The sequence below is a fragment of the Paenibacillus glacialis genome (genome assembly GCF_001637205.1).
Classification (GTDB): domain Bacteria; phylum Bacillota; class Bacilli; order Paenibacillales; family Paenibacillaceae; genus Paenibacillus_AQ; species Paenibacillus_AQ glacialis.
On sequence record NZ_LVJH01000070.1, the window covers coordinates 29,193 to 55,055 of the forward strand.

Sequence of the window (25,863 nt, forward strand, 5' to 3'; positions counted from 1 at the left end):
TATGGCCGCACAAAAAAAGTGCTGTCCCATAAGATCAGTAATGACCTTAGAGACAGCCTCTTAGACAAGCCCGTATTTATTTTTTTAATGAAATTTCAAATTTGGAGCCAACTTCTCCTGCAAATATGATGCTACCGTTCTCCGGTAATACGATCTCGTTCTTACCACTGACTACGGTGTGGTTGATGCAAATACCTGCCTGATCATAAACAGCAAAGGAACCTTTTGAAGGCATTTTAACCGTCATGACCTTGCCTTGGGCAGCCGCTGGCACGGAGTACCAGTTGGCATAGCCGTCCGCTTGGATCGTTGTCGAAGACCCTTTACCCGTATAGAGCGGTTTGACAAGCTCCTCACTCGCGTATACATTACCTGCGGCTGTAAAATATTCGATCCCGTTCTTCGTAAAGAAATTGATTTCCATCGTGTCACGGCCATCCATACCAGGGATTTGCAGCCCATTGACTGCTTTGTCTGCTGCAATAATCTTATTATTCGAGACATACCCAGGAACCTCTTTCAAGCTATGAAAAGGAATGATAGCTGAAGCATTGAGATAGACCGTTGATGTATACTTCTCACTCAAGAGGTAATATTTTTTACCTTCGCGCTTTTCCCATGCGGCGGAAATATCCTGAGGTAATTCACTCATTTTAAGCTTCTCTGCATTATATTCTGAGAAAGCCAACTGTCCGAGCCCTGGCACGGATATGTATGAGCGAGACCACAAATAGGTGCGCCCATTCTTCTCCTCAACAAATTTTAACTTTTCCGTTCCTTTATCGTTTACAAAAGTCCCATCAGCCGTATAGGTGTATGGTTTAGCAGGGCTATTTGGAGCTGTGAGCGTGGATACAAACATTTGTCCGGTAGTGTTCATTTCTACCTTCATTACCGAATTATTACCGCCATAAACACCTGCATACTGGGATATTTCCTTCGGTATATCTGCCTTTACAGGCACACCAAATGATTTTTCCGGCTTCCGTACTTGAATGATATCCTTTTCCTCAAGAGCGCTGAGCAACAGTTCACTCGCAATGAATTGATCGGTTGCGCTTGAACCCCCTGATGAGGTAACGGCTGCAGCCATGTTGTATTCCGGGAGCACAACTAATGATGAATGATACGATGTGGTATCTCCACCTTTCGTAACGGCCTTGATGCCGTATTCGTTAAATGGGAACAAGTTCACACTATCCCACCCTAATCCGTAAGAGATAGACGTATCGCTATCCGCTGACCACATGCCTCTTTTATATTCTTCTTGTGCCATGGCTTTTACCGACTTACTAGAAAGAATGCCATCGACCTGTCCCGTGAAGATTTGCGATAATTTGGCGAGATCTTCCGCTGTGGAGTAAATGCCTCCCGTAGCAATGATGTTATAGTTTTCTTTTGGGAGTTGTCCATTATACATCGGCGAATAGATTCCGGCCATTTTCGCTGGATCCAGCTGATCCTGCGGGGTTTTGGTATGGGTCATGTCCAGTGGCTCAGTAATATATTTGTGTATAAATGCAGTGAATCCCATGCCACTCACACGCTCGACCAGAATCTCAGCTAACGTAAACCCATCATTACAATAGACCGAGAACGCACCGGGATCTGCCTTTAGACTTTGCGTCGCTAATTGCTCTAAAAAAGTGTCATGTGAAAAAGTATCATGATCCCTGTACAATGTTGCATTTCTCCCCGAGGTACCGAGAAGACCGGAGGAATGATTCAGCAGCATACGTGGTGTAATCTGTTTGTATCGGTCGTCTTTCATCTTAAAATCAGGTATATACTTCACAACGGGCAAATCCAAATCTACCTTGCCATCATCTACAAGCTTCATAACAGCCGTTGTGAGTATCATTTTGCTGGTTGAACCTATCCCATAGATCGTATTTGAAGTAAGAGGGACTTTATCCTTTAGATCGTTTTTTCCAGCCTGTCCGGATATCACAATCTCACCATCATCAATGAGCGCATATTGCAGACTTGTCGTGCCGTACTTTTCGGTGAGTAACTTGGCTTTCTCAGCAACTATTTTTTTCGTCGCATCAAAAGTAAGATCAATGCTGTTACTCGTGGCGGGTGCGGCCATTGCAGAGATTGGCGCCAACATAGTTAACACAAGGGTTAACGCGGCGATTGAAGTTCGTTTTCTAGCTATTTTCTTGCCCACTCTTATTGCCATTCGTATCTTCTCCTGTCCTGATCTATTTATTAGCTACGTTTAACTAGCCAATACAGATAGCTTATACGACGAAGATGTACTCCCAATGACGACAATATGAATGGAGTATGAACAGGCAAAAAAATGCTATCCAACGACGAATTCACTCTACGCAGTCGGACATGATCGGTTAGAGGTCTTCCGGATCTATAAATTTCACCTCTGGATACATCTCGTTCGGACCCTGAATCAGATTTCCACCCGTTCCTTTCAGTTGCTTGTTAAAGAAATCGAGTACATATTGATTTACGATGCTTGATCCTCTTTTACCATTTATATCTCCTGTTATCCCAGTCAGTTTAATCAACTCAGAATAGAATTGAAGGTCCGTGAAATTGAAGTGTTGGGTTCCTTCTATATAAATCATACTTCCCCCCTGATTGATAACATTTTTCATAATGTGCAGCTCATCTGAAAGAGATTTAGTTACTTCGTCATCCGAATTTCTATCATTATCAAAATTGGCTAACCAGTCTTTAAAATTTCCCGATCTGATGAACATAAACGGCTTGTTTATAACATCTCTATTTTCCACTTCATATAATGATCCATCCATATTAACCCCGGCCTTGATTCGATGATCCAAATAAGTTGCATTAAACGCAGTTGCACCCCCAAAAGAATGCCCCATCACGCCTATGTTATTTAAATCGATTTTCCCTTTAAATTGACTTTCGATTGCACCTGAATTCAGCTTTTCGATTTGATCGATTACAAACTCCACGTCTTTCGTCCATATATTCCCTGTTTTTGTACGATCATCTAGTGTAGTCGTATTTTTTTTATAATCCGTTACACGTCCATCCGGAAAAAGGGTAGCAAAGGTGCTATACGTATGATCGATGGTGACCACGATAAACCCATGACTGGCCAGATTCTCTGCCTGTGATGCATGTAGAACTCTACTGGTTCCCATGCCATGAGATAGCAGTACCAAGGGATAAGGACTTGTAGAAGGCAATATTTCTACATTTTCATAAGAGTTGGTTCTATTATACTTCCAGTAATCGAGCACAAAGTCAGGCAGCTTTAAAGAAGCAGAGAAGCTCTGAATATACTTTTTGAACATTTCTTTATCATTTGGAAAAAGAGTTTCACGCTTGTTGTTATTCCTGTTTTCAGTAGGGTACCAGACTTGAGCCATTAGCTCCCTCTTATCGCTTTGATCTTCAGTTAAGACTTCATCTCTGTTTTGATCCGTAAAATGAAATGTTTGAGTACCCACTTTCTCTGGGCCATCAAGCTTCGGCAAATCAAAAACAGGTAAGTATACAGACAAGCTGGTAGATACAACAAGTAGAATGACGATTAGGGAAGATAAACTATATTTCAACAGCTTCCCTATTTTTAAATTCACCATCTTTTTGGAATGCCTGAATAGAACGATGAGTATGAATAAAGCCGTCATGATATATACCAGAAGCAACTGCCATCTGTATCCCTCAACCAACAATTGAACTACAAATATAACGCCACTTCCTATACATAAAACCACTCCCGTTTTCTTTGCGCTTCTTTTAATAAACAATAAATCTACTAGTAAAGCGAAACAGGATAGAACTAAAAGTATTTCAAATAATCTCATTTGAATTCCTCTCTTTCATCAATAGACCCAGACACAGGCCGAATTGGATAAACTGTGGAAAACCGTCCTTTGGGATGGTTTTCCATTCGTTCTACTTATTTTGCTTCATTCATAAATGTTCTCACATTTTCAGCGATTTCTTTGAATTTGGTATGGTGCAAATAATGGGATCCATCCATGATTATTACTTTTCCATGTACCGAGTCTTTGATCTGCCCTTCATGGAGAGGTATCCATCCTGCTACACCTTGATTATCCGCTTGTACAAAGAGTAGCAGCGGAAGGTCTTTAGGGAAGGTTAAACCTTGAGCCTCTTTAAAATTGGAAGAAATATGGTCCATCTCATTCAACATCGTGGAACTATTCGAGTTTTTATTCGACAGCATTTTCATCTGCTCTACGGTGCGATCATCAAATGCGAGTCCAGCATAAGGGTCACCACCAAATTTGACCGCTAATCTTTGGAGACCTGATTGTTTAAGAAATGCAAACATTTTTAATGGGAATTTAACATCCATACCCGGTTGTGTTGGAACGCTGCTATCGATTCCGACAAATGCAGTCACCTCGTTAGGATACTTGTTCACATAATTAATACCGTAAATGCCCGTAATGGAGTGGCCCATGAGCATGTAGCGGTTAATGTTAAGCTGCTGTAGCGCTTCATGAACTTCACTTACGATATTCTCTGTGGTTCGTTCTTTTTCAGTTCCATCACTTAATCCATAACCGAAAGGATCTACTGCAACAACTTTGTAATATGGAGATAGTTCATCGATGAGCAGCTTAAAATCAAGCGTTGGTGCAGCTGTTCCATAACCAGGCAGAAGCACGATCGTCTCCTCGCCTTCGCCTTGAATTAACACATTCATATTTTTCCCGTCTACAGACACGTGCTGACCGTAGGGCTCTATTTTTCCTTGCTCCGATTTCGTGGCGGATACATTCACGATAAATACAATGGCTAGAAAAAGCACGATGACAATGGCTATTGCTCCTAATGTTTTGAATAAAATACGCAGTGGCTTACGCATCCTTTTTTTCGATACCTCTTCTTTTGGTTTCATGTTCATCTTCTCCTGTCCCTCATCTCTATATTGGGGTGATTTGAATAAAAAACCGTTAGAAGAAGCTTATACGATGAAGATGTACTCTCAATGACGCCAATATGAACGGAATATGAACACAGCTTGCACATGATTCCCTAACTTGGAGGTTACCATATTCAAACCGTGAAAAACCGTCCATTAGGACGGCTATCTATCACTTATCCATATGATTAAAGTCGTAGAGAGACCTTCTATAGTGCACTTAATTTATTTCTTTCATAAATTTTCTCAAGTTCTCTACGATTTCTTTGGCTTTGGTACGATGGATGTAATGATCTGCCTCGAACAGCATCACTTTTCCATGTACAGAATTTTTTACTTGTGCTTCATGTTCAGGTACCCATCGGTCCGTTACGGGATGATTCGCTTGGATAAAGAAAATAATAGGAAGATTTTTGGGGAATGATATGCTTTCAGCTGCTTTAAAATTAGAATACATATGTTCAACTTCATTTATGATGTTCGAATTAAACATGTTTTTGTGCATAAGAATTCTCATTTGTTCTTTCGTTCCATCATCATAGGGTAGTGCAGCTAATGGGTCCGTACCCAATTTCATGGCCAATCTGGAGAGACCTAATTTTTTGAGCCATTTAACCATTTCGAGTTGGGAAGATTCAATCTTCTCCGTTAGCGTTGGAACACTGCTATCGAGCCCGACAAATGCAATAACCTCGTTTTTGTATTTATTCACATAATCGAGTCCGTAAACGCCTGAAATGGAGTGTCCCATGAGAATATAACGCTCAATGTTAAGACTTTGTAAGGCATCATGAATTTCACGGACAATATTCTCTGTGGTCCGTTCCTTTTCGGTTACATCACTTAATCCATATCCAAAAGGCTCAACAACGACGACTTTGTAGAAAGGTGATAGCTCTTCGATTAGCGGCTTAAAATCCAGTGCGGGTGCCGCTGTTGCAAGACCAGGTAGGAGTACGACGGTTTCTTCGCCTGTTCCTTGGATTAGAACATTCATATTCTTCCCGTCTACAGCTACGTGCTGGCCGTAGGGCTCTAATCTTTTTGACTCCAATTGATTACATAAAATATTAACGATATAAACAATGCCTAGAAAGAGCACGATCGCTATCAATATGGCTCCGATGACTTTAAGAATCATGTTTCGCACTTTATTGGTTCTCGTTTTATTCCTCGTTTTTAATTCCGCTTGGTGTATCATTCGCATCTTCTCCTGTTCTTACATCTATTTATTGGGCTAGCCTACAAGAGGCCTACCTATGAAAGTGTAATGAATGAAGATGTACTCCTCGTGACAACAATATGAACCGAGTATGAACAAGAAAAAAGGCCGCGACATCCTATGCACAGCGAAAAACCGCCCTAAAGGACGGTTTTCAGTATCACACTTACTTTGCTTCTTTCATAAATGCTCTCACGTTTTCAGCGATTGCTTTGAATTGGGTATGGTGTAAATAATGGGATCCATCCATGGTGATTACTTTTCCATGTACCGAATCTTTGATCTGCCCTTCATGAAGCGGAATCCATCCTGCTACACCTTGATTATCCGATTGTACAAAGAGTAGAAGTGGAAGGTCTTTAGGGAATGTTAAGCCTTGAGCCCCTTTGAAATTAGAGGAGATATGATCCATTTCATTCAAGGTTGTGTCATTATTCATGTTTTTATTCGAAATCATTTTCATTTGTTCTACGGTTTTTGCATCAAATGCCAGTCCTGTATACGGGTCAGCACCTAGTTTCATCATCATTCTTAAAAGACCTGATTTTTTGAGAAGTTCTAATTTTTTTAATGGGAATTTGACATCCATACCCGGTTGTGTTGGAACACTGCTGTCGATTCCGATAAATGCAGTCACCTCGTTTGGATATTTGTTCACATAATCAATTCCGTAAATACCTGTAATGGAGTGGCCCATGAACATGTATCGGTTAATATTAAGCTGCTGTAGCGCTTCATGAACTTCACTTACGATATTCTCTGTGGTTCGCTCTTTTTCAGTTCCATCACTTAATCCGTAACCGAAAGGCTCAACCGCGACAACTTTATAGAATGGAGATAATTGATCGATGAGCAGCTTAAAATCAAGCGCTGGTGTAGCCGTTCCAAAACCAGGCAGGAGCACGATCGTTTCCTCGCCTTCGCCTTGAATTAACACATTCATATTTTTCCCGTCTACAGATACGTGCTGGCCGTAAGGCTCTATTCGTTTCGCCTCCGAATTATTGCTGATCACATTCATGATATAAACAATACCTAGAAAAAGAACAATGGCGATAACAATTGCTCCTATAATTTTAAGTAAAATGTTTCGCACTTTCTTTATCTTCGATCCGTTCCTCGTTTTCTTTTCCTCTGGTTGTGTCACTGTCATCTTCTCCTATCTTGAACTGTTTGTTGGGCTTCCTTCATTGCCGCTTATGAAATCTTAACCAATGAAGATGTACTCCCCGTGACGTCAATATGAACGGAGTATGAACAAGCAAAAAAAATGCTACAGCGTCACATGCAAAGAAGCTTGCACATGATGCCGTAGCATGGATAATACGAGGACCGTGTTTAGATAATGCGAATGAGAGCATGTTGTTACATCAAATAGTTACAAACAAACTTTCATATTTTAAAACATCTACTTGTCTTGTTTTACTTCTTCCATAAACGTCCTAAAGTTTTCGGCGATTTCTTTTGATTTGGTATGGTGTAAATAATGTGTTCCTTCAAATGTCAGCACTTTTCCATGTACAGAATCTTTCACTTGCTCTTCATGTAGTGTTGACCATCCTTCAATTGCTGTACTATCCGGTTGTAAAAAGAATATAACAGAAAGGTTTTTTGGGAATGTTAAATTTTCAGCCGCTTTAAAATTAGGAAGCCTATTTTCTATTTCATTCACAATGGTGGGATTTCTAAAGTTTTTGAAAGAAAGAATTCTCATTTATTCTTTCGTTTCATCATCAACGGGTAGTGCAGCAAATGGGTCAGCACTTAGTTTCATTATCAATCTGGCTAAACCTGATTTTTTGAGTAGTGTAATTGTTGTAGATGATATTGGAGATTCAACAACCTTATTACCGTATTGCCTTGGAGCACTGCTATCGATCCCGACAAATGCACTCACTTCGTGTTCATATTTGTTCACATAATCTAGTCCGTAAATGCCCGCAATGGAGTGACCCATTAGAATATATCGGTCAATTTTAAGACGCTGTAAAGCTTCATGAATTTCACTTACAATATTTTCTGTGCTTCGTTCCTTATCCGTTCCATCACTTAATCCATAACCAAAAGGCTCAACCACTACGACTTTGTAAAATGGGAATAACTCTTCTACTAGCGGCTTAAAATCAAGTGCTGGTGTTCCTGTTCCCAAGCAATTTTTTTCATCTTACTAGCTGGTTTTTTGCCTGTTGTTGTTGTATCCAAGTCCATTTTCTTTACCTCGTGTAATTTCACTCGCATCTTTTCCTGTCGTTATGTCTGTATTGGGCTGCCTTAACGGACCATTAAGCAAGCATATACGATAGAGATGTACTTTCCATGACGACAATATGAACTGAATATATGAACTGAATATGAACAAGTAAAAAAAATGCTGCGGCCCACATACAAGGAAGTTTGCATGTGGGCCGCAGCAGCATGGAGAACGCGGTCTAGTCAATCCGATGGATACCCGGTGAATCTAACTAATCTGTTGGCGTAGTGATTGGCAAGGTGACAATGAAGGTTGTTCCTTGACCAGGTTCACTTTGCACTCGGATGTCGCCTTGATGAAGCGATACAATCTGTTTAACGATGGCAAGTCCCATCCCACTCCCGTCAACCTTGCGACTGTGGGAACGATCAGACTTGAAAAATCGCTCAAATATACGCTTCTGGTCCTCAAGGGGGATGCCGATACCGGTGTCAGATATTCGGACGGTCACGTTGTTGATATCATGTTGAATGCTCACGTTAATCATGCCGCCATCCTCGGAAAATTTGATGCTATTGCCAATAATATTCGTCCATACCTGGTTTAATAACTCATGATCCGCCGTTACTTGTATCGTATCTAAATTAAGCTCAAACTGTAGCCTGCGAGCATTCCATTGCGGCTGAAGCGCAACGATGACCCGTCTGATCTGTTCATCAAGGCTAAGTGTGGTCAAACGAAGTTGCTGTGACTGCGATTCCAGCATGCTCAGCTTGAGCAGGCTATCGCTCATTTTGGACATCCGCTTCGCTTCAGCGATAATAATATCCAGATAACGGCTTCGTTCATGATCTGAGAGACCTACTTGCTTGAGTGCTGAAGCATAACCGGATATCGAAGTGAGCGGAGACTGCACCTCGTGCGACACGTTCGTCACGAATTCCCTGCGCATCTGCTCAAGTTGCTTCAAATCGTGCATCATGTCTTCGAAGCTGCGAGCCAACGTACCCAGCTCACTCGACTGCTTAATATTCAGCTTGACGTTGAAGTCTCCAGCCGCTATCTGCTTGGTTGCTCTTGTCAGTTTTTTGATTGGCCTTACCAAGAATATAGAGGCAACCAGAATCAATAAGCTTCCTGCGATCAACGAACAGGTTGCAAAGATCATTGCCCAACTGGCGACAAAAGTGGCGGAAGGGGGGGCGAGGGTTTCCAAAAACATCGCCTTTGTTCCCATTTCTGTTTTCAACGGCAACCCTAAGAGGACCGCAGCAATACCATTTGGCGTGGCTTGAACAACGCCGCCATCGATTACCTTTTTTAGCTGCTCCATCGTCACAGGGGCAGACTTGTGTCCGTTAAGCTTTCCGTAAGACTGGAACTGACCCGTTGCTTCGTAAATTCGAATATGATAGGAATCGAGTAGCTTCATTTCACTTACGAACAAGTCCGCTTCACGTAACGGAAGGGTCTTGTAAATCCGGACAATGTCTTGGCCAAAGTTACGTAAGTTGATTTGCGCGTTTTCGTTTAATTTATCTTCGAATATCCAAGTGGACGCAAAAAAAGAAATGATCGTACCTGCGATAACGGAGACGAGAAATGTCAGGACAACGCGTATATATAAGGATCGGATCATTCGTATACCTCAAGTCGGTAGCCAAGCCCGCGTACCGTTTCGATCCGAAAATCAGGTGTCGTTGCGAACCGTTCGCGCAGCCGTTTAATATGTACGTCTATCGTTCGATCATCGCCTGCGTAATCAATACCCCAAATTTGATCGATCAACTGCTCGCGTGTATAGATTTGTCCGGGTGTTCCAGCGAGCTTATAAAGTAATTCGAACTCCTTGAGTGGCAACGTAAACGACTCCGTCCCTCTCATCACCTTATATGTCTGTCGATCAAGAATGACGTTACCCAACCCGATCGCCTGCGTAGAGCCAATCCGGAATCGTTTCAGTAGTGCCCCCACACGAGCCGTCAACTCCAACGGATCGAATGGTTTCGTCAAATAATCATCCGCCCCAAGTTGGAAACCTTTCACTTTCTCCCATGTTTCGCCTCTCGCAGTCAGCATAAGTAACGGAAGATCAGGATTGCTTCTTCGGAGCTCCTTGCATAACGTCCAACCGTCCATAATCGGCATCATAATATCGAGCACGACAAGATCGACATGCGTCGAGGCATAGACGGTCAGTGCTTCCTTGCCGTCGGCAGCTTCGGCTGTTTTGAATCCATCGTTGCGTAGAAACAAACAGACGAGTTCGCGAATGTTCGCATCGTCGTCAGCAACCAGTATAGTAGGCATCGGTTCCCTCTTTCCCTGTTTTCCATCCCATATAGTAATAACCATTATACTATAAATAATTTGAAACATAGAATAACTTGGATAGATAGAACAGAAAAAGACTACATGAGACCTGTCACCATGCTACTGACGTTCGAACCGCCGTGGTTTAATATGCCGTAAAAAATGTTTAAGACGGGAATCACCAATATCCATAACCATGGTTTAAACTCAGCCATTTTACCTTTCACCCGTTGAGGCTCCCTTTTGACAGACATAAATAAATGCCGGTGGAACGTTCATAGGGACAAACAGAATCTCCTTGATTTCAAAATTATCGCTTAGCTGTTGTTTCATCTGTAAGGAGTATTGAAAAGTAATAAACAAGCCGCCGGGCTTAAGTGATAATCGGATTTGCTCGATTAACCGATCTCTCATCGGTTTAGGGAAGTTATAAAAGGGAAGCCCTCTTAAAACGCAGTCGAGTTGAACGACATCTTCTTGTTCCAAGGCAGATTGGATTTCATAGCCATCCGTATAACATGTGAATTTTGGGAATTGATGTTGCAATTTCTTTTACAGATAGGAGTCTTTTTCAAAGAGAACAACTTTGGTACCTTTACTGACGACAGCTTGATTGTATTTCGTGATTGCCCCCGTACCCGTACCAAGCTCGGCAGCGGCGTGCAATTAGTTCCATGGAACAGCATCAAGCATTTTTTTGGCTAAATATTTGGAGCTCGGGGTCACAATCCCGATTTGTCCTGGCGAATGTATATTGAATGCCATATTAGGTTGCCTCCCTTGTTTAACACTTCTTATGCTAGCTAATCAATCTGCAGATAAAGTGAGGGAGATCCTGAATTTATTCTGAAGAATTGCTTGCCAAGGGGTTCATCATTCCTCCCTATGCGCACTCCCCCGAATACTCATGATGGTAGACTATTCACAAAAAAGAACCCCCAGGGCAATCCCCCGAGGGCTCTACGCGTTAAGTATGAACTACCGAAACATACCCCATAGCTTAATAAGATGAAAGGTATTATTAGGATCAATGCGTTGACTTAAGACAAAACGGACAATTTGTTCTTCTTCGGCAGATGTAAACTTCTCGTTCAATACACTTCCTATGGACTTCACTAATCGCTGTACCTTGGGACCATTTTGTAAATCCTGTTTAGTAATGCCATCAAGGAGACCTTTGACACGCTCTTTCAAAGCTGAATTTTTCATTTTAAGCTTAATCCGCTCTACTAACTGCGGGCTGATTCCATACTGCTGATAACCCAAAGATAGGCACCTCCCGTCAATTCAATCTTTCCCAGTATATGACGGCAGGTTTGTCCAATGTGCCTAATCAATCAGATTTTCTTGGAAAACCTCTTCCTGTTGTAGATAACGGCGAAGTGGCTCATACGAGGAGGATGTCCAAAAAGAAGCATCACCCACCAACACAGCCACATCATCCCGAGCCTGCTCCAACACGGCGAAATCACTCACCATATCCGCAAGGCGAAATTCAGGTAACCCACTTTGTTTCGTGCCGAAGAAATCTCCAGGTCCACGTAAATCAAGATCGCGGCGAGATACTTCGAAGCCGTCATCGGTCTCCGTCATAACCCTCATCCGTTCTTGTCCTACTTCAGACTTGGGATCAGCAATTAATATACAGAATGAAGCATGCGCCCCACGCCCTACACGTCCCCTTAGCTGATGCAACTGAGAGAGTCCAAACCGGTCAGCATCCATAATAATCATGAGCGTAGCATTAGGAACATCGACCCCAACTTCTACGACCGTAGTTGATACAAGTAAATGCACTTCATTGTTATTGAAAGCCTGCATGATTTCTTCCTTCTCCGCAGGTGTCATTCGACCGTGCAATATACCTACACGATAGGTTGGAAAGGCTTGTTGCATCTGAATATGAAGATCAATCACATTCTGCACGTCTATCTTCTCTGATTCCTCAATCAACGGACAGATCAGATAAGCCTGCCGACCTTGATCTACTTCTTTGGAGATAAATCCAAGCACCCGGTCCATCAGGCTATGCTTCACCCAATACGTAGTAATCGGTATACGCCCCTTAGGACGCTCCGTAATGGTGGAGACATCCATATCACCAAACGCTGTAATCGCTAGCGTACGGGGGATCGGTGTCGCTGTCATCGTCAATACATCTGGGTTATAGCCTTTACGACGTAACACGCTACGCTGATTAACGCCAAATCGATGCTGCTCATCCGTGACAACTAATCCTAGATCGCGGAAGAATACCTCATCTTGAATCAACGCATGTGTCCCTACGACGACATCAATCATTCCCATTTGCAATGATGCCAGTAGATCCTTACGTTTACGTCCCGTCACACTGCCCGTCAGTAGGCCAACTGAAATTCCAAAAGGTTCAAACAAACGGACTAATGATCGCAAATGTTGCTCTGCTAATATCTCAGTAGGTACCATCAGTGCACCTTGGAGTCCTGAACGTACTGTTGTATAAAGAGCAATGGCTGCGATAATTGTTTTCCCTGATCCAACATCACCTTGAAGCAATCGATTCATGCAATACGTCGCTCGCATATCATGTAAGATTTCCAGTTCTACTTTCTTCTGAGCATCGGTCAACTCAAAAGGTAGGCTTCTTACAAATTCACGTACGACGGCATTCTGCACCGTATGTACTATGCCATCCATTCGGCCTCTAGTTACCGCTCGATAAGCCTGCATCTTCAACTGAAACAAGAACAACTCCTCATACACCATCCGCTGTCTGCCTTGCTGTCCTTCCTTGGTATCCTCGGGTAGATGAATAATAGAAATAGCCTGCTTACGCGGCAACATTTTATACTTTTGCAGGATATCATGAGGAAGAATCTCTGGGATCATATCGCCATATTGTACTAGCGCTTGTGCGATGATTTTACGAATCCACGTCTGCGTGATATTAGCCCCTATAGAATAAACGGGCTGTAGCGTACCACCTCGCTTCACGCCTTGATCCGGGAACTCCGAATCTGACACGGTCAGCTGCATTCGCTGCTGTTCCCATTTGCCATTCAATATAATCTCACGGCCCGCGATCAATTGATCACGTAGAAATTGACGGTTGAACCATGTCGCTGTAAACATCCGCTCTTCAGCCATCATCTTGCAACTTAAGCGTGATTTACCACCATACCGTTGCATGACAGGTGTCCCTATCACCTTAGCCTGAATGGTGATTTTATCTCCGCTCTTCACGTCACTTAAAGAACGTAGACGGTAGTCTTCATAACGATAAGGATAATACTCTAATAAATCTTTAACCGTAAAAATGCCAAAGGCGTGAAGCTCTCCTTCTTTAAGAGCACTCACGCCGCGAACCTGTTTAACTGAAATTTCATCCAAATGAAGGTTCATATTCATCATCTACACCTCAATTCAAGTGGGCCATATAAATACAGCGATAGTTCCTGTGCCCACATGACTGCCTACGACAGAACCGACGTTCGTTAACACGACTTCTTCCAGCTTGTAATGACATGAGAGTTCTTCCAAAAATTCCTCAGCCGAAGCAGGGTTTGCTGTATGACCCACCGCCACATTTATTTTTTCAATATTACCTAGGTCCTGTTGAAATAATTCAATCATTCGTGCAACAGCTTTTTTACGACCTCTTACCTTCTCAACGGGATAGATAACGCCTTCTTGGTCAATGGAGAGAATGGGTTTAATGTTAAGTAACGTCCCAAAAAGGGCTGCCGCTTTACCGATTCTCCCTCCCTTTTGCAAGTATTCTAACGTATCTACAAGAAAGTAAAGCTTACGACCCTTACGCATTTGTTCGACCGCTACGACGATATCCTCTACAGCTATACCTTGACTAGCAAGACGAGCCGCTTGTACAACCAGTAGACCGAAACCATAAGAGGCCGAAAGAGAATCAACAATCGTAAGATCCACGTTCTCATTCATCATAGATTTAGCGATAAGTGCAGATTGATAAGTCCCGCTTAATGCGGAGGAAATATGAATAGAAAGAATGGATGCACCTGGATACTCCTGTTGAATTTCCTCGTACACCCGCACATAATCCGCAGGAGAAGGCTGCGATGTCGTTGGCAACTGCTCAGCCTTCCCTAACCGTTCATAAAATTCTTTCGCCGAAATCTCCACTCCGTCTAGAAAAGACTCGTCTCCAAACTGCAAACGAAGCGGAACAACGTGAATACCATGACTCTTTGCTAGCTCTTCTGGAATATCAGATGTACTATCCGTGACAATAACGGTATGTGTCAAAGAAATCCCCCCTCTTACATGTATACATGACAAATATTTAAGACTCTACTGAAAATAGATAGTAATAAATAGGCTGTCCACCCTCATGAATCTCTACTTCGGCTTTAGGATACGTTTCCTCCAACCAAGCGCTCAGTTGTGCTGTCATTTCTGGGTTAGCTTCTTCACCTGTAAGTACAGTCACAATCTCATCATTATTCACCAGCATTTCGGAAAGTAAGCTTTGGCAAGTACCGAGTAAATCGGCGTTAGCCGTTACAATCTTCGAATTCTGAATACCAATATATTGTCCTGCCTTAATCTCTATCTCGTCAATGACAGTATCTCTAATCGCATGAGTAACCTGACCCGACTTCACATGTGCAATAGCTGCCAACATATTCTCCGTATTGACATCTGTACTTTCTTCTTCTAAAAAGGCAAAAGCAGCTGCCATTCCTTGAGGTATGCTTTTACTTGGAATAACCGTTACACTGCGTTCTCCCTCCAGCAATTCCCGTGCTTGCTGTGCTGCCAATACAATATTGGAGTTGTTCGGCAGTATATAAATATGTTGCGCGGAGATCGCAGAAATCGCATTCACGAAATCCTCTGTACTGGAGTTCATGGTTTGTCCACCAGAGAGAATAGCGTCTACACCCAAGCTCGTGAAAATATCTGAAATACCTTCTCCAGAAGACACCGCAATGAAACCATAAGGAGCCAATTCATCCGCAGGAGGTTCAACTGATACTGGTGTTGGGACCTCTTCATTCATTGGAATATCAGCAAAGATCTCTGGCATTGGGGAACTATCCACCCCGGATGAGAGTAAATCACGATGCTGTTCACGCATATTCAAGATATGAATTTGCGTAATTTCTCCGTATTTCAAAGCCAAATTCAGAACTTCACCCGGAGTCTTGGAATGCACGTGAACTTTAATGATCTCATCATCAGGAATCACGATAATGGAATCTCCATTTATTGACAACAACTTCCGGAATTGTTCTTCATCAAATAGACTGCCTTGTACCTCTCCAAGCTGACGGTTAATAAAGAATTCCATATCGTATAGAAACTCAATGTCTTCCGTTTCTAATCGTGATTGAGCACTCATAGGAATGTCCAAGCTCCGCTTACCTACCTGAATCGGTGATTGATTTACAATCGGAGCTTGGATTGTTGACTGTTGCTCCGCTAATTTAAGCCCAGTGCCGTACTTTAAATGTTGTAGAAATCCTTCATAAATGTAAACAAGACCCTGTCCACCGGAATCCACTACGCCTACTTGCTTAAGTATCGGCAATAGTTCTGGCGTCTGGGATAGTGTTTCTTTCGCTTGCATAAGTACTTGTTCCATCAACTCTATGATATCGTTGGTTCGTCTGGCGAAGTGTACAGCATGTTTAGCAGCTTCCTTAGATACCGTGAGGATTGTACCCTCAACAGGCTTAACTACGGCCTTATATGCCGTCTCAACGCCAACCTGCAAGGCCGCAGCGAATTGTTGCGTGTTCAGTTCTTGATATGGTGCTGCATAGCGCCCAAATCCACGAAATAATTGAGATAGAATGACGCCCGAATTACCACGTGCTCCCATGAGGAGCCCTTTAGATAATACCCCCGAGTTATGTCCTATAGATTCAGAATTATTCTTCTTTAATTCAGTAACACCCGCAGTCATCGTCAAATTCATGTTTGTTCCCGTGTCTCCATCTGGTACTGGAAATACATTAAGGGTATTAACATGCTCTGCATGTTGCTGCAGTTGCTCCGCTCCGAGTAACACCATTGCGGCAAAATCTGTTCCATTTAAAGTACGCATACTCAAGTGAGAGATCCCCTTCCTAGCTTGATACACCAACAACTGGCATCTTTATTTATATTTTATTTAATAACACTACAGTCACAATCGAATTTACGTTCTTTCATTCATCAATCAAAGATCTATAAATTTTTTCCGATGTGTCCACCCCTCGGGTCTATGTTGTCAATCAAGAGAAAACCCTATCACACCAGCTTAATTCACTCGTATTTATACGTTTAATATTGACTATATAATATTGTACTATAAGAACCAAAAGAAATAAATGTTTTTAGGATGGTTGACTAAGCATTTTTTGCTGTGATAGAATATATAAGTATTGTTTTATGCAGGTGTATTGGAACAAGGAGGTGTAATCTATGTCTCGCAAATGTTATATTACAGGTAAAAAACCAGGCACTGGTAACCATGTATCTCACGCCAACAACCGCAATCGTCGTACTTGGGGCGTTAACGTTCAAAAAGTTCGTATTTTGGTGGATGGTAAACTAAAACGCGTCTACGTTAGTACTCGTGCTTTGAAGTCAGGTAAAGTCACTCGCGCCTAATATCTACAACAGCATATAAGCAAAAAGCACCTTGTTTTCATCAGGTGCTTTTTTCATTCCTCGGACTGTGTGAAATTTGATTCTATTCTATGCCGCAGTCAGAGGTTTTTTTTCATTGGACGGCATGCCAGAGAACGATAGCGGTCAATTCTTGTGAAATGTGTTAAGAATGGCTTTGACAAACCCTCCCAAAAACCTTGGTAACTTGAATGTGTAAAATTTCATGTCTCACCCTCCCCATCATTCTCATGCCTTCCGATATTGATCCACTGAGCCTTCACTGTGACTGACAACAAAAAAGGCTACATGAGAATTCTGCTCATGTAACCATATTTATGCGGGGACAGCGTGCCCTATGACTCATACTAATAAGGGACAACAGTTAAATTACACTTATAAGTTGATCTACCTATCCATACTGATTAGCCGAAGACCACAGAGTTTCTTAAAGTCACACTGTTACTTTCCTTCTATACTCGCTCTAATCTGGGAAATCGCTAGGGCCCTATTGCTTTGACCAAACACAGCACTACCAGCCACCAGCACATCCGCACCTGCTTCTACAACCAGCGGAGCCGTATCTACGGTAACGCCACCATCCACCTGTATATGCACATCCAATAGCGAAGATTCATTCAAAGTTTGACGTACCTCACGTATTTTGTCGAGTGTGCGAGGAATAAATGACTGTCCTCCAAAACCAGGATTCACGGTCATAATCAGTACCATATCAAGATCTGGCAATACTTCCTGTAACACCGAAACTGGAGTCCCAGGATTAATAGCAACCCCAACTTGCACGCCCATTTCCTTTATCATATGCACGACACGGTGCAAATGTGTACAAGCTTCCGCATGCACAGTAATGACCTTCGCACCAGCCTTTACGAAATCGGCGATATAACGTTCAGGTTGTTCGATCATTAAATGCACATCAAGAGGAAGTGTTGTATAGTGCTGGATGGCACTAACAATAGGAGGACCTAACGTAATGTTAGGGACAAAATGTCCGTCCATTACGTCGACGTGGATCCAATCTGCCCCTCCTGCTTCAACTTCGGCAATCTCCATTCCTAACTTAGCAAAATCAGCAGACAATATGGATGGCGCAATTTTGATCATTTCAGTCAATACCTCCGCTTTTTATCTTTCATCTCTGCATAGAAATGAACATAATTATCATAGCGTATCCGTGCAATTTCACCTTTATCTTTAGCTTCAATCACCTTACACCCAGGTTCATGTAGATGACTACATCCCCTGAACTTACACTCTGCAGCGTAAGGTTCGAACTCCCTGAAACAAGCGGATAAGTCACCCACTTCCATCTCCAAGAAGTCCAGTTGGCTAAATCCTGGGGTATCTGCAACAAACGCGCCATTATCCAATTCAATAAGCTCTACATGCCGGGTCGTATGTTTACCTCGACCCAGCTTCATGCTAATCTCATTCGTCTCTAGGTTAAGACTTGGCATTAATGCGTTGAGAAGAGATGATTTACCTACGCCTGATTGTCCAGAGAATACACAAATGTGTCCCGCAAGACGTTCGCGCAATTGCTCTCGTCCTCTACCCGTACGGGTACTTGTTACAATAACCTCGTAACCGATTCGTTCGTAGAGTTCTTGTACATACGTTATAGGATCATCCTTAGCAATCTCTTCACCCTCTAATAAGTCCTGCTTCGTCAGGCATATCAACGTATCGAGCCCAGAGTGCTCGATATGCACAAGGAACTTATCCAGAAGCGGTAGATTTAAGTCTGGCTCACGTAAAGAAAATAATAACACTGCAAACTGAACATTCGCCACCGGCGGGCGGATCAATTCAGAATGGCGTGGCATGATCTCATTCACCGTACCTTCATTATGATCTGATAAGGAATACACGACATGATCTCCTACCAACGGAGATATTCCTCTATTCCTAAACACTCCACGAGCTCTACATTGAATAGCTGATTGCCCTTCCGTAGTTACCGCCTTGCCGTTTTCAATCGGCTTAACGTAATAATAACCGCTCAGTGCTTTTACGATTACACCATCTGGCATACATGAATGGCCTCACTTTCCAAGGAACTATGGATGGTTATACTATACACATTCAGGGTTTGCCCGAAGTCACTACAATACCGTTACCATTATCACTATTTTTTTCCGTTGTTTCCGTTATTACCTTTGTTGCCCTTATCCAACTTAGCAACTTTATGTTTGCTATCCGATGTCTTCAGAGCCGTTGTATCCACATCTTCTGCATTGTCAGGATCCTGATTTGGATCTTGATTTGGATCCTCAGGCACTTCCGTCCCTTCCGTTGGCAATACTGGATCCGTCTGAGGAATGACTGCCTCTGGCACTGAACCATTCTTAACATCATTATACGAAATATGATACGTATCAAATAGTTCGCCGTCACGAGAGAGGTATACAACAGCATCCATATTAGGCGCAAGCACTAAATCAATCGAGAACACTTGTGTAGAATTAATCGTCTTTGTTCCCCAATCCTTTTTCTGCCCATCTTCATTTCGCGCATCCGTATATTCAATACGAATCTTACTTCTTTTCCCGTCTTCTGTCGGGGCAACAGGTACATTAAACGTATAATTCAATACTTCTGGAGGGTATCCCGTACTCACTGTAATGGTTACCTCTGAACCCACAGATACAGACTCATTGGCGTCATAAGGCCACTGCTTAATGACCTTACCTTTTTCATTCTTGAAATCAGCAACTTCCTCGACAACCAGCTTTAAGCCCAATTCCTTAAGCATACTTTCGGCTTGCTTCTGCGTCTTGCCAACCAAATCTGGCATTTTAATTTCTTCTTTTCCTTGGCTGACCGTCAGAACAATTTGGTCCGTTGCTGGATCGAATTCAGACTTAGCTTCTGGATCTTGACGAATAACCTTTCCAGAAGGTTCCTCACTGTACTCAGATTTCGGCGGCTGAATGTTCTCTTCTTTAACGCCTAAGTCGATTAGATCTTTTTTTGCCTCATCAAAGGACTTCGTCTTTAGATCAGGCATAACTTTCAACGGCTTAGCTGTGCTTACAGAAAGCCGAATGGAAGAACCTTCCTTAACAACAGTTCCTTCCTTCTTACTCTGTTCATACACAACGCCTTCGTCAAAACCTTCTTTATAAGTACGTATTATAGGATCAATGACAAGCCCAAGTGCTTCTAATTCAGCCACAGCCTTTGCTTCTGGCACATTAACAACATTCGTAATCGTTACATCTGGAACGACTATCATGGCTTTCACATACCAGATCACGCCAACCATACTTATGAGAACAAACAAAGTCAAGGAAATCCAAATTGTAGGCTTTACCCATTTCTTCTTCTGTCCGCTGTCTACCGGCTTCTCAGCTTCATCATCCTCATCAAACAGTGACTTGTCTCGTTTGCGAGAAACGGTTCCTCTTGATACTGGCTTAATAGCAGGCATAGCTCTAGTCTGATCCACATCTACTTCAGAGAAGTGTATTCTGGGCTCATTGCGCCTCTCAGGAAGTAAACAAGTCTCCAAATCCTTTAACATCTCTTTAGCAGATTGGTAACGTTCCTGTGGATTCTTACGCATGGATCTCAGAATAACATTCTCTACACTTTGTGGAATGAGTGGATTCGCATCTCGTGGATCATCAAACTCTTCTTGTAAATGTTTCAAGGCTACACTAATCGGACTTTCCCCCAAAAAGGGTAGCGTCGCAGTTAACATTTGGTATATCACAATACCCAACGAATACAAATCCGACTTTTCCCCTGTATTCACACCTTTAGCGTGTTCAGGAGAGAAATAATGTACAGATCCGATGACCGAGCCCGTCTGAGTAATGGTTGTCGATGTTACCGCACGAGCGATCCCGAAATCAGTCACCTTCACGCGTCCATTCCGACCAATAAGAATATTATGAGGCTTGATGTCCCTATGAATGATTTGATTCTGATGTGCATGATCGAGCGCATCACAAATCTGCGATGCAATCCTAACAGATTCTTCCACCTGCAAGGGTGCCCGCTCTTTTATAATCTCGTTCAAATTAAATCCTTCAATATATTCCATAACGATATAATGAATTTCGTCTTCCTGTCCTACATCGTAAATACTCACAACGTTTGGATGTGAAAGAGATGCTGCGGATTGTGCTTCACGGCGGAAACGCCGGATAAACTCTTCATCGTGCACGAACTGTTGGCGCAGTACTTTAATGGCAACGTTTCGACCCAACAAAATATCATGGGCTTTATATACGAGTGCCATACCGCCTCCGCCGATTCGCTCTATAATCTCATAACGACCACCCAATTCGTGTCCGATCATGAATCCCACTCCTTTATACTTGCCACTAGAACTTCATCATTAAGTTCAAACAGGGCGATTGTGATATTATCATCGCCTCCTGCCAGAAGTGCTAGTTGCAATAGACGATCTGCTCGTTCCGCAAGCGTTATTTCTTGTATTCCAGCGACTTGTCCCAAGTGCAGACAACTCACCATATTGCTAAGACCATCACTACATAGAAGCAATACTTCTCCCTTATCTAGAGTAACGGGGTCGAAAGAAACCGTTACTTCTGCATCCGTCCCTAATGCTCTGGTAAGCACATTGCGTCTTGGATGAGTTTCTAATTCGGACTGGGTGATCTGTCCACTTTTATATAGTTCATTAACCAGCGTATGATCTTCCGTCAGTTGAATAGCTTTACTATCAGTCACTTTATAAGCACGACTATCTCCAATATGTCCAATCCATCCCGAATATCCATCCATCAACAAAACAACAACCGTTGTACCCATGTTCCGATACTCTTCGTTGTTCGCTGCTTCGCGATGTACAACATCATTTGCATGCAGAATAGCATCGCTAAGTGCTGCACGTAACCCTTCAGAGGACATTCCTTTTTCAAGAGTAGATAAATCCGCAAATATTGTATCCACTGCAAGTTGACTTGCCTTGTCCCCCGCTTTATGTCCACCCATGCCATCCGCAACAATTCCAAGCGTATACCCTGAATCCGTATAACATACCCTCACAGAATCCTCATTTACCGAACGCACGCGTCCGATGTGGCTAACATGAATATGATCGATCAAAGTTATCTCACCTCAGCTCCATATGCTTCGCCCGTAGCTGTCCACAGGCGGCCGCGATGTCGTGGCCCTGTTCCCGCCGAATGGTTACATTCACTCCATTTTCTGCAAGAATACGTTGGAATTGAAAAATATCACTACGTGATGTTCTTACATACTTACGCTCAGGTACATGGTTGACTGGAATTAGATTCACATGGCATAACATATGTTTAAGTACATCAGCTAGCTCCTGAGCATGCTCAGGTTGATCATTAACGCCCCCGATTAAGGCATACTCGAAGGAAATTCTGCGACCTGTCTTAGCAAGATAATATCTCAAAGACTCCATAACGTCATCAAAAGGAAAACGTCGATTAACTGGCATTAGCTTAGAGCGCAGCTTATCATTTGGTGCGTGGATGGAAATCGCTAGATTGATTTGTGTGTTCTCGTCAGCAAATTTATATATGTTCGGTACAATCCCGCTTGTAGAAACGGTGATGTGCCGTTGACCAATATTTAGACCTTTCTCATGAATCATAATCCGCAGAAATTTCATCGTTGCATCATAGTTTTCAAAAGGTTCTCCCGTGCCCATAATAACGATACTGCTGACACGCTCATTTTTTTCATCTAATATTTTTTGCGCTTGAACGACTTGTGCCACGATTTCACCAGCTGTTAGATCCCGCTTCAATCCACCTAATGTAGATGCACAGAAGGTACATCCGATTCTACAACCTACTTGGGTCGTTACACAAACACTGTTCCCATAATTATGCTTCATAACAACCGTCTCGATGGCGTGATCATCTTGTAGTGCGAATAAGAATTTAACGGTTCCATCCTTAGACTCAAACTTTGTAATTTCAGAAAGGGTTACAAATTGGAATTGATCTTCCAACTTTTGGCGTAACTCTTTGGATAAGTTACTCATGTCTTGAAAATTATTAACTCTCTTTACATACACCCAGTCAAAAATTTGCCCTGCGCGAAATGCTGGTTCATTGTTCTCTTTAGCCCACTCTTGAAGATCGTCTAAGTTGTAATCATATATAAAGGGTTTCATTTTTATCCCACCTGATTTTTTATTCAATATACATATTGTTATACATATCGTTTCTCATTCTTCCTATTTTAACACAGATAAATAGAACAATAAAAGAGAAAACCCGCTAAACCTTAGGGCTAGCGGGTTTAAATAAAGCTAAAACCTTCAAAAACTAGGAATTTCGTTGCATCCGTGCAATGAAAAATCCGTCACTTCTAAAGTGTTGAGGTAATATTTGTATGCCTTGACCCTGTGACCCAGTCATTCTGTATAGTTCGGACCACGTTGATGTCTCTTCCACGGGATGACCAAATTCCGGATGATTATCCAAGAATCGTCTGATCATTTCTTCATTCTCCTGTGGCTCAATCGTACATGTGCTATACACCAGAATACCTCCCACTCGCAAAAGTGGAGAGATTTTCTCTAACAATTCATATTGTAAGCTTGCTATCTCTTCAATATCCTCTACCGTTTTGGTCCATTTCAGATCCGGTTTTCGACGTATTACGCCAAGTCCTGAGCAAGGAGCATCCAACAATATGCGATCGAAGGATTCGTCAGGATACTTATCCCTCAAATTCAATGCGTCCCCAACAGTCGTCTCAATAGATGTAAGGCCTAACCGTTCCGCCTGATCACGAATAAGTTTCTCTTTATGAGGATACTGATCGTTAGCAACGACCACGCCATCATCTTTCATTAATTCGGTCATATGAACTGACTTACCACCGGGTGCGGCACAACAGTCCAAGATTTTCATACCAGGCTTCGGTCCAACCGCTTCTCCAACGAGCATAGAGCTTTCATCCTGAACGGATAAGAATCCCTCACGATACCAATCCGTTAAAGCCATATTCCCACCACTTTTAACGAGAATACCTTCTGACGTTAGCGGCGAAGGGATAACTTCCATGCCTTGTTCTAGCATATCTTGAATGAGCTTCTCGCGAGTAATCATCGTTGTGTTAACACGTACACTAATCGACGGAGGTTCATTGTTCGCGGCACAGATCGCTTCTGCTGTCTGTTCCCCATATTGTTTGATCCAGCGCTTCACCAACCACCTCGGATGCGACTGTTCTAATGATATTCTTTCGAGTGGTGTAAGTCCTTCTGGTAAGATTAGATCATCCTTACCACGTAATACACTTCGCAACACACCATTGACCATACCCGAAATCCCTTGATGTCCCCTACTTTTAGCGATATTGACAGCTTCATTCACTACAGCGTGAGGTGGAATGCGGTCCAAGTACATCAATTGGTATAAACTCATACGCAATAAACTTCGTACCCAAGGCTGAAGCTTGTCCATTCCCTTACTAACATAACGTCTCAAGAAATAATCCAGCGTATTTAAACGCGCAATCGTACCATATACTAATTCCGTTGCTAATGCAGCATCTTCTCGGATAAGAGAAGCTCTCTGCAATCCCGCATTCAACTGGAGATTGCTATAGGCCCCTTCTTGTTCCACCCGAGTCAGTACATCCATCGCCAATTCACGAGCTGTCAGTTTATGGCCTTTGGACGGTTTACGATCGTTACTCATGACAGCACCGTTCCTTCAACCATACTGGTTCCTCGAATGAAGGCATCGACTTCCAGCGCTTTCTTTCCACTAGGCTGAACTTTAGTAAGCCATATAGATCCGTCACCTGTCTTCACTTCTATTCCACGTTCACTTAACTGAAGAACGGTACCTGGAATGACTGAATCATGAGATGAAATTTCAGATGATGGCGTAGCCGCCCATATCTTAAATACTTCATCTCCCCAGAGAGTGAAGGCTCCTGAGAAGGGAACTAACCCTCGAATCTGATTATAAATATCTCGAGCGCTGCGATTCCAATCGATTTGCTCATCCTCACGCTTAAGATTAGGCGAATAGGTTGCTTCGTCATCGTTCTGTGGAATTCTATTCACTTCTCCTTCGAGAAGGTTAGATAGTTGTCTTTGAAGTAACGTTGCTCCTACGTCACTAAGTTTCTCAAATATCGTCCCCGAAGTATCTTCTTCCTCAATAGCGACTTCTACCTGCGCAATCATATCGCCTGTATCTAACCCTTCAGCCATATACATAAGGGTAACACCAGTCACGGTCTCTCCATTCATAATCGAACGTTGAATAGGTGCGCCTCCTCTATACTTAGGCAACAGAGAACCGTGGATATTAACACATCCACGGGAAGGGAGGTCAAGTACCGCTTTGGGCAAGATCTGCCCATAAGCTGCAGTCACAATTAAATCTGGATGATAAGCAGCTAACTCAGCCACTGCTTCCGGACTACGCATACGCTGTGGCTGTAATACTGGCAGTCCGTATTCAAGAGCAACTTCCTTCACAGGCGTCGGAGTAAGTACACGTTTACGTCCCTGTGGGCGATCAGGCTGAGTCACAACTGCGACAACATGGTACCCTTGTTCAAGTAACATTCGCAAGCTGGGAACTGCAAAAGCAGGAGTACCCATAAATACGATATTCATGA

Annotated in this window: 21 protein-coding genes and 1 pseudogene; 1 reads left to right on the forward strand and 21 read right to left on the reverse strand. The window is 42.7% G+C overall.

Annotation, left to right across the window (positions count from 1 at the left end):
• Positions 1–76 precede the first annotated feature (76 nt).
• The 13 genes and pseudogenes from PGLA_RS22905 to PGLA_RS22965 all read right to left on the reverse strand — a co-directional run bounded on the left by PGLA_RS22905 (position 77) and on the right by PGLA_RS22965 (position 16,699).
• Positions 77–2,185: a serine hydrolase domain-containing protein gene (locus PGLA_RS22905; protein ID WP_068537470.1), complete on the reverse strand. Its 2,109-nt coding sequence runs from the start codon at positions 2,183–2,185 to the stop codon at positions 77–79.
• Between the two features lie 169 nt (positions 2,186–2,354).
• Positions 2,355–3,809, reverse strand: coding sequence for an alpha/beta hydrolase family protein (locus PGLA_RS22910; RefSeq protein ID WP_068537471.1), 1,455 nt, complete (start codon positions 3,807–3,809; stop codon positions 2,355–2,357).
• Between the two features lie 95 nt (positions 3,810–3,904).
• On the reverse strand, positions 3,905–4,876 hold the full coding sequence (locus PGLA_RS22915) for an alpha/beta hydrolase (protein ID WP_068537473.1): 972 nt from the start codon (positions 4,874–4,876) through the stop codon (positions 3,905–3,907).
• 244 nt (positions 4,877–5,120) lie between these two features.
• A complete protein-coding gene (locus PGLA_RS22920; protein WP_068537475.1) occupies positions 5,121–6,101 on the reverse strand; it encodes an alpha/beta fold hydrolase in 981 nt (326 codons plus the stop codon).
• 187 nt (positions 6,102–6,288) lie between these two features.
• Positions 6,289–7,269 (reverse strand): alpha/beta fold hydrolase, encoded by a 981-nt coding sequence (locus PGLA_RS22925; protein WP_068537477.1) that lies wholly within the window; start codon positions 7,267–7,269, stop codon positions 6,289–6,291.
• 261 nt (positions 7,270–7,530) lie between these two features.
• A pseudogene (locus tag PGLA_RS22930) lies at positions 7,531–8,271 on the reverse strand (alpha/beta fold hydrolase).
• 313 nt (positions 8,272–8,584) lie between these two features.
• Entirely contained in the window at positions 8,585–9,952 is a 1,368-nt protein-coding gene (locus PGLA_RS22935) for a sensor histidine kinase (protein ID WP_068537479.1), read from the reverse strand.
• Positions 9,949–10,623, reverse strand: a complete 675-nt coding sequence (locus PGLA_RS22940) for a response regulator transcription factor (RefSeq protein ID WP_068537480.1) — start codon at positions 10,621–10,623, stop codon at positions 9,949–9,951. Before PGLA_RS22940 ends, PGLA_RS22935 begins: the two co-directional genes overlap by 4 nt.
• 219 nt (positions 10,624–10,842) lie before the next feature.
• Positions 10,843–11,172 (reverse strand): hypothetical protein, encoded by a 330-nt coding sequence (locus tag PGLA_RS29875; protein WP_425415414.1) that lies wholly within the window; start codon positions 11,170–11,172, stop codon positions 10,843–10,845.
• 432 nt (positions 11,173–11,604) lie between these two features.
• Complete coding sequence (locus tag PGLA_RS22950) at positions 11,605–11,892, reverse strand: stage VI sporulation protein F (RefSeq protein ID WP_068537482.1); 288 nt, start codon at positions 11,890–11,892, stop codon at positions 11,605–11,607.
• Positions 11,893–11,955: 63 nt separating this feature from the next.
• The gene (gene recG, locus PGLA_RS22955; RefSeq protein ID WP_068537950.1) at positions 11,956–14,007 is read right to left on the reverse strand and encodes an ATP-dependent DNA helicase RecG; all 2,052 of its coding nucleotides are present in this window, start codon (positions 14,005–14,007) and stop codon (positions 11,956–11,958) included.
• A gap of 21 nt (positions 14,008–14,028) precedes the next feature.
• Entirely contained in the window at positions 14,029–14,886 is an 858-nt protein-coding gene (locus PGLA_RS22960; protein WP_068537484.1) for a DegV family protein, read from the reverse strand.
• A 37-nt stretch (positions 14,887–14,923) separates the two neighbouring features.
• A complete protein-coding gene (locus PGLA_RS22965) occupies positions 14,924–16,699 on the reverse strand; it encodes a DAK2 domain-containing protein (protein ID WP_068537485.1) in 1,776 nt (591 codons plus the stop codon).
• 353 nt (positions 16,700–17,052) lie between these two features.
• Between PGLA_RS22965 and rpmB the strand changes: the two genes are divergently transcribed.
• Positions 17,053–17,241 (forward strand): 50S ribosomal protein L28, encoded by a 189-nt coding sequence (rpmB, locus tag PGLA_RS22970; RefSeq protein WP_068537487.1) that lies wholly within the window; start codon positions 17,053–17,055, stop codon positions 17,239–17,241.
• A gap of 144 nt (positions 17,242–17,385) precedes the next feature.
• On the opposite strand, the gene spoVM is transcribed toward rpmB, so the two are convergent.
• From spoVM to fmt, 8 genes are all read right to left on the reverse strand, one after another.
• Positions 17,386–17,466, reverse strand: a complete 81-nt coding sequence (gene spoVM, locus PGLA_RS22975) for a stage V sporulation protein SpoVM (protein WP_068537489.1) — start codon at positions 17,464–17,466, stop codon at positions 17,386–17,388.
• 234 nt (positions 17,467–17,700) lie between these two features.
• Positions 17,701–18,363 carry a ribulose-phosphate 3-epimerase gene (gene rpe / locus PGLA_RS22980; protein ID WP_068537491.1) on the reverse strand — a complete coding sequence of 221 codons (663 nt, stop codon included), beginning with the start codon at positions 18,361–18,363 and terminating at the stop codon, positions 17,701–17,703.
• Between the two features lie 5 nt (positions 18,364–18,368).
• Positions 18,369–19,292, reverse strand: coding sequence for a ribosome small subunit-dependent GTPase A (rsgA, locus tag PGLA_RS22985; RefSeq protein WP_068537493.1), 924 nt, complete (start codon positions 19,290–19,292; stop codon positions 18,369–18,371).
• Between the two features lie 95 nt (positions 19,293–19,387).
• Positions 19,388–21,568 carry a Stk1 family PASTA domain-containing Ser/Thr kinase gene (pknB, locus tag PGLA_RS22990; protein ID WP_068537495.1) on the reverse strand — a complete coding sequence of 727 codons (2,181 nt, stop codon included), beginning with the start codon at positions 21,566–21,568 and terminating at the stop codon, positions 19,388–19,390.
• Positions 21,565–22,341 carry a Stp1/IreP family PP2C-type Ser/Thr phosphatase gene (locus PGLA_RS22995; protein WP_068537497.1) on the reverse strand — a complete coding sequence of 259 codons (777 nt, stop codon included), beginning with the start codon at positions 22,339–22,341 and terminating at the stop codon, positions 21,565–21,567. The genes pknB and PGLA_RS22995 overlap by 4 nt, the downstream gene beginning before the upstream one ends.
• 7 nt (positions 22,342–22,348) lie before the next feature.
• Entirely contained in the window at positions 22,349–23,389 is a 1,041-nt protein-coding gene (gene rlmN, locus PGLA_RS23000) for a dual-specificity RNA methyltransferase RlmN (protein ID WP_068537499.1), read from the reverse strand.
• Between the two features lie 154 nt (positions 23,390–23,543).
• Positions 23,544–24,926, reverse strand: coding sequence for a 16S rRNA (cytosine(967)-C(5))-methyltransferase RsmB (gene rsmB / locus PGLA_RS23005; RefSeq protein ID WP_084411447.1), 1,383 nt, complete (start codon positions 24,924–24,926; stop codon positions 23,544–23,546).
• Positions 24,923–25,861, reverse strand: coding sequence for a methionyl-tRNA formyltransferase (gene fmt / locus PGLA_RS23010; protein WP_068537501.1), 939 nt, complete (start codon positions 25,859–25,861; stop codon positions 24,923–24,925). The genes rsmB and fmt overlap by 4 nt, the downstream gene beginning before the upstream one ends.
• Between the last annotated feature and the right edge of the window lie 2 nt (positions 25,862–25,863).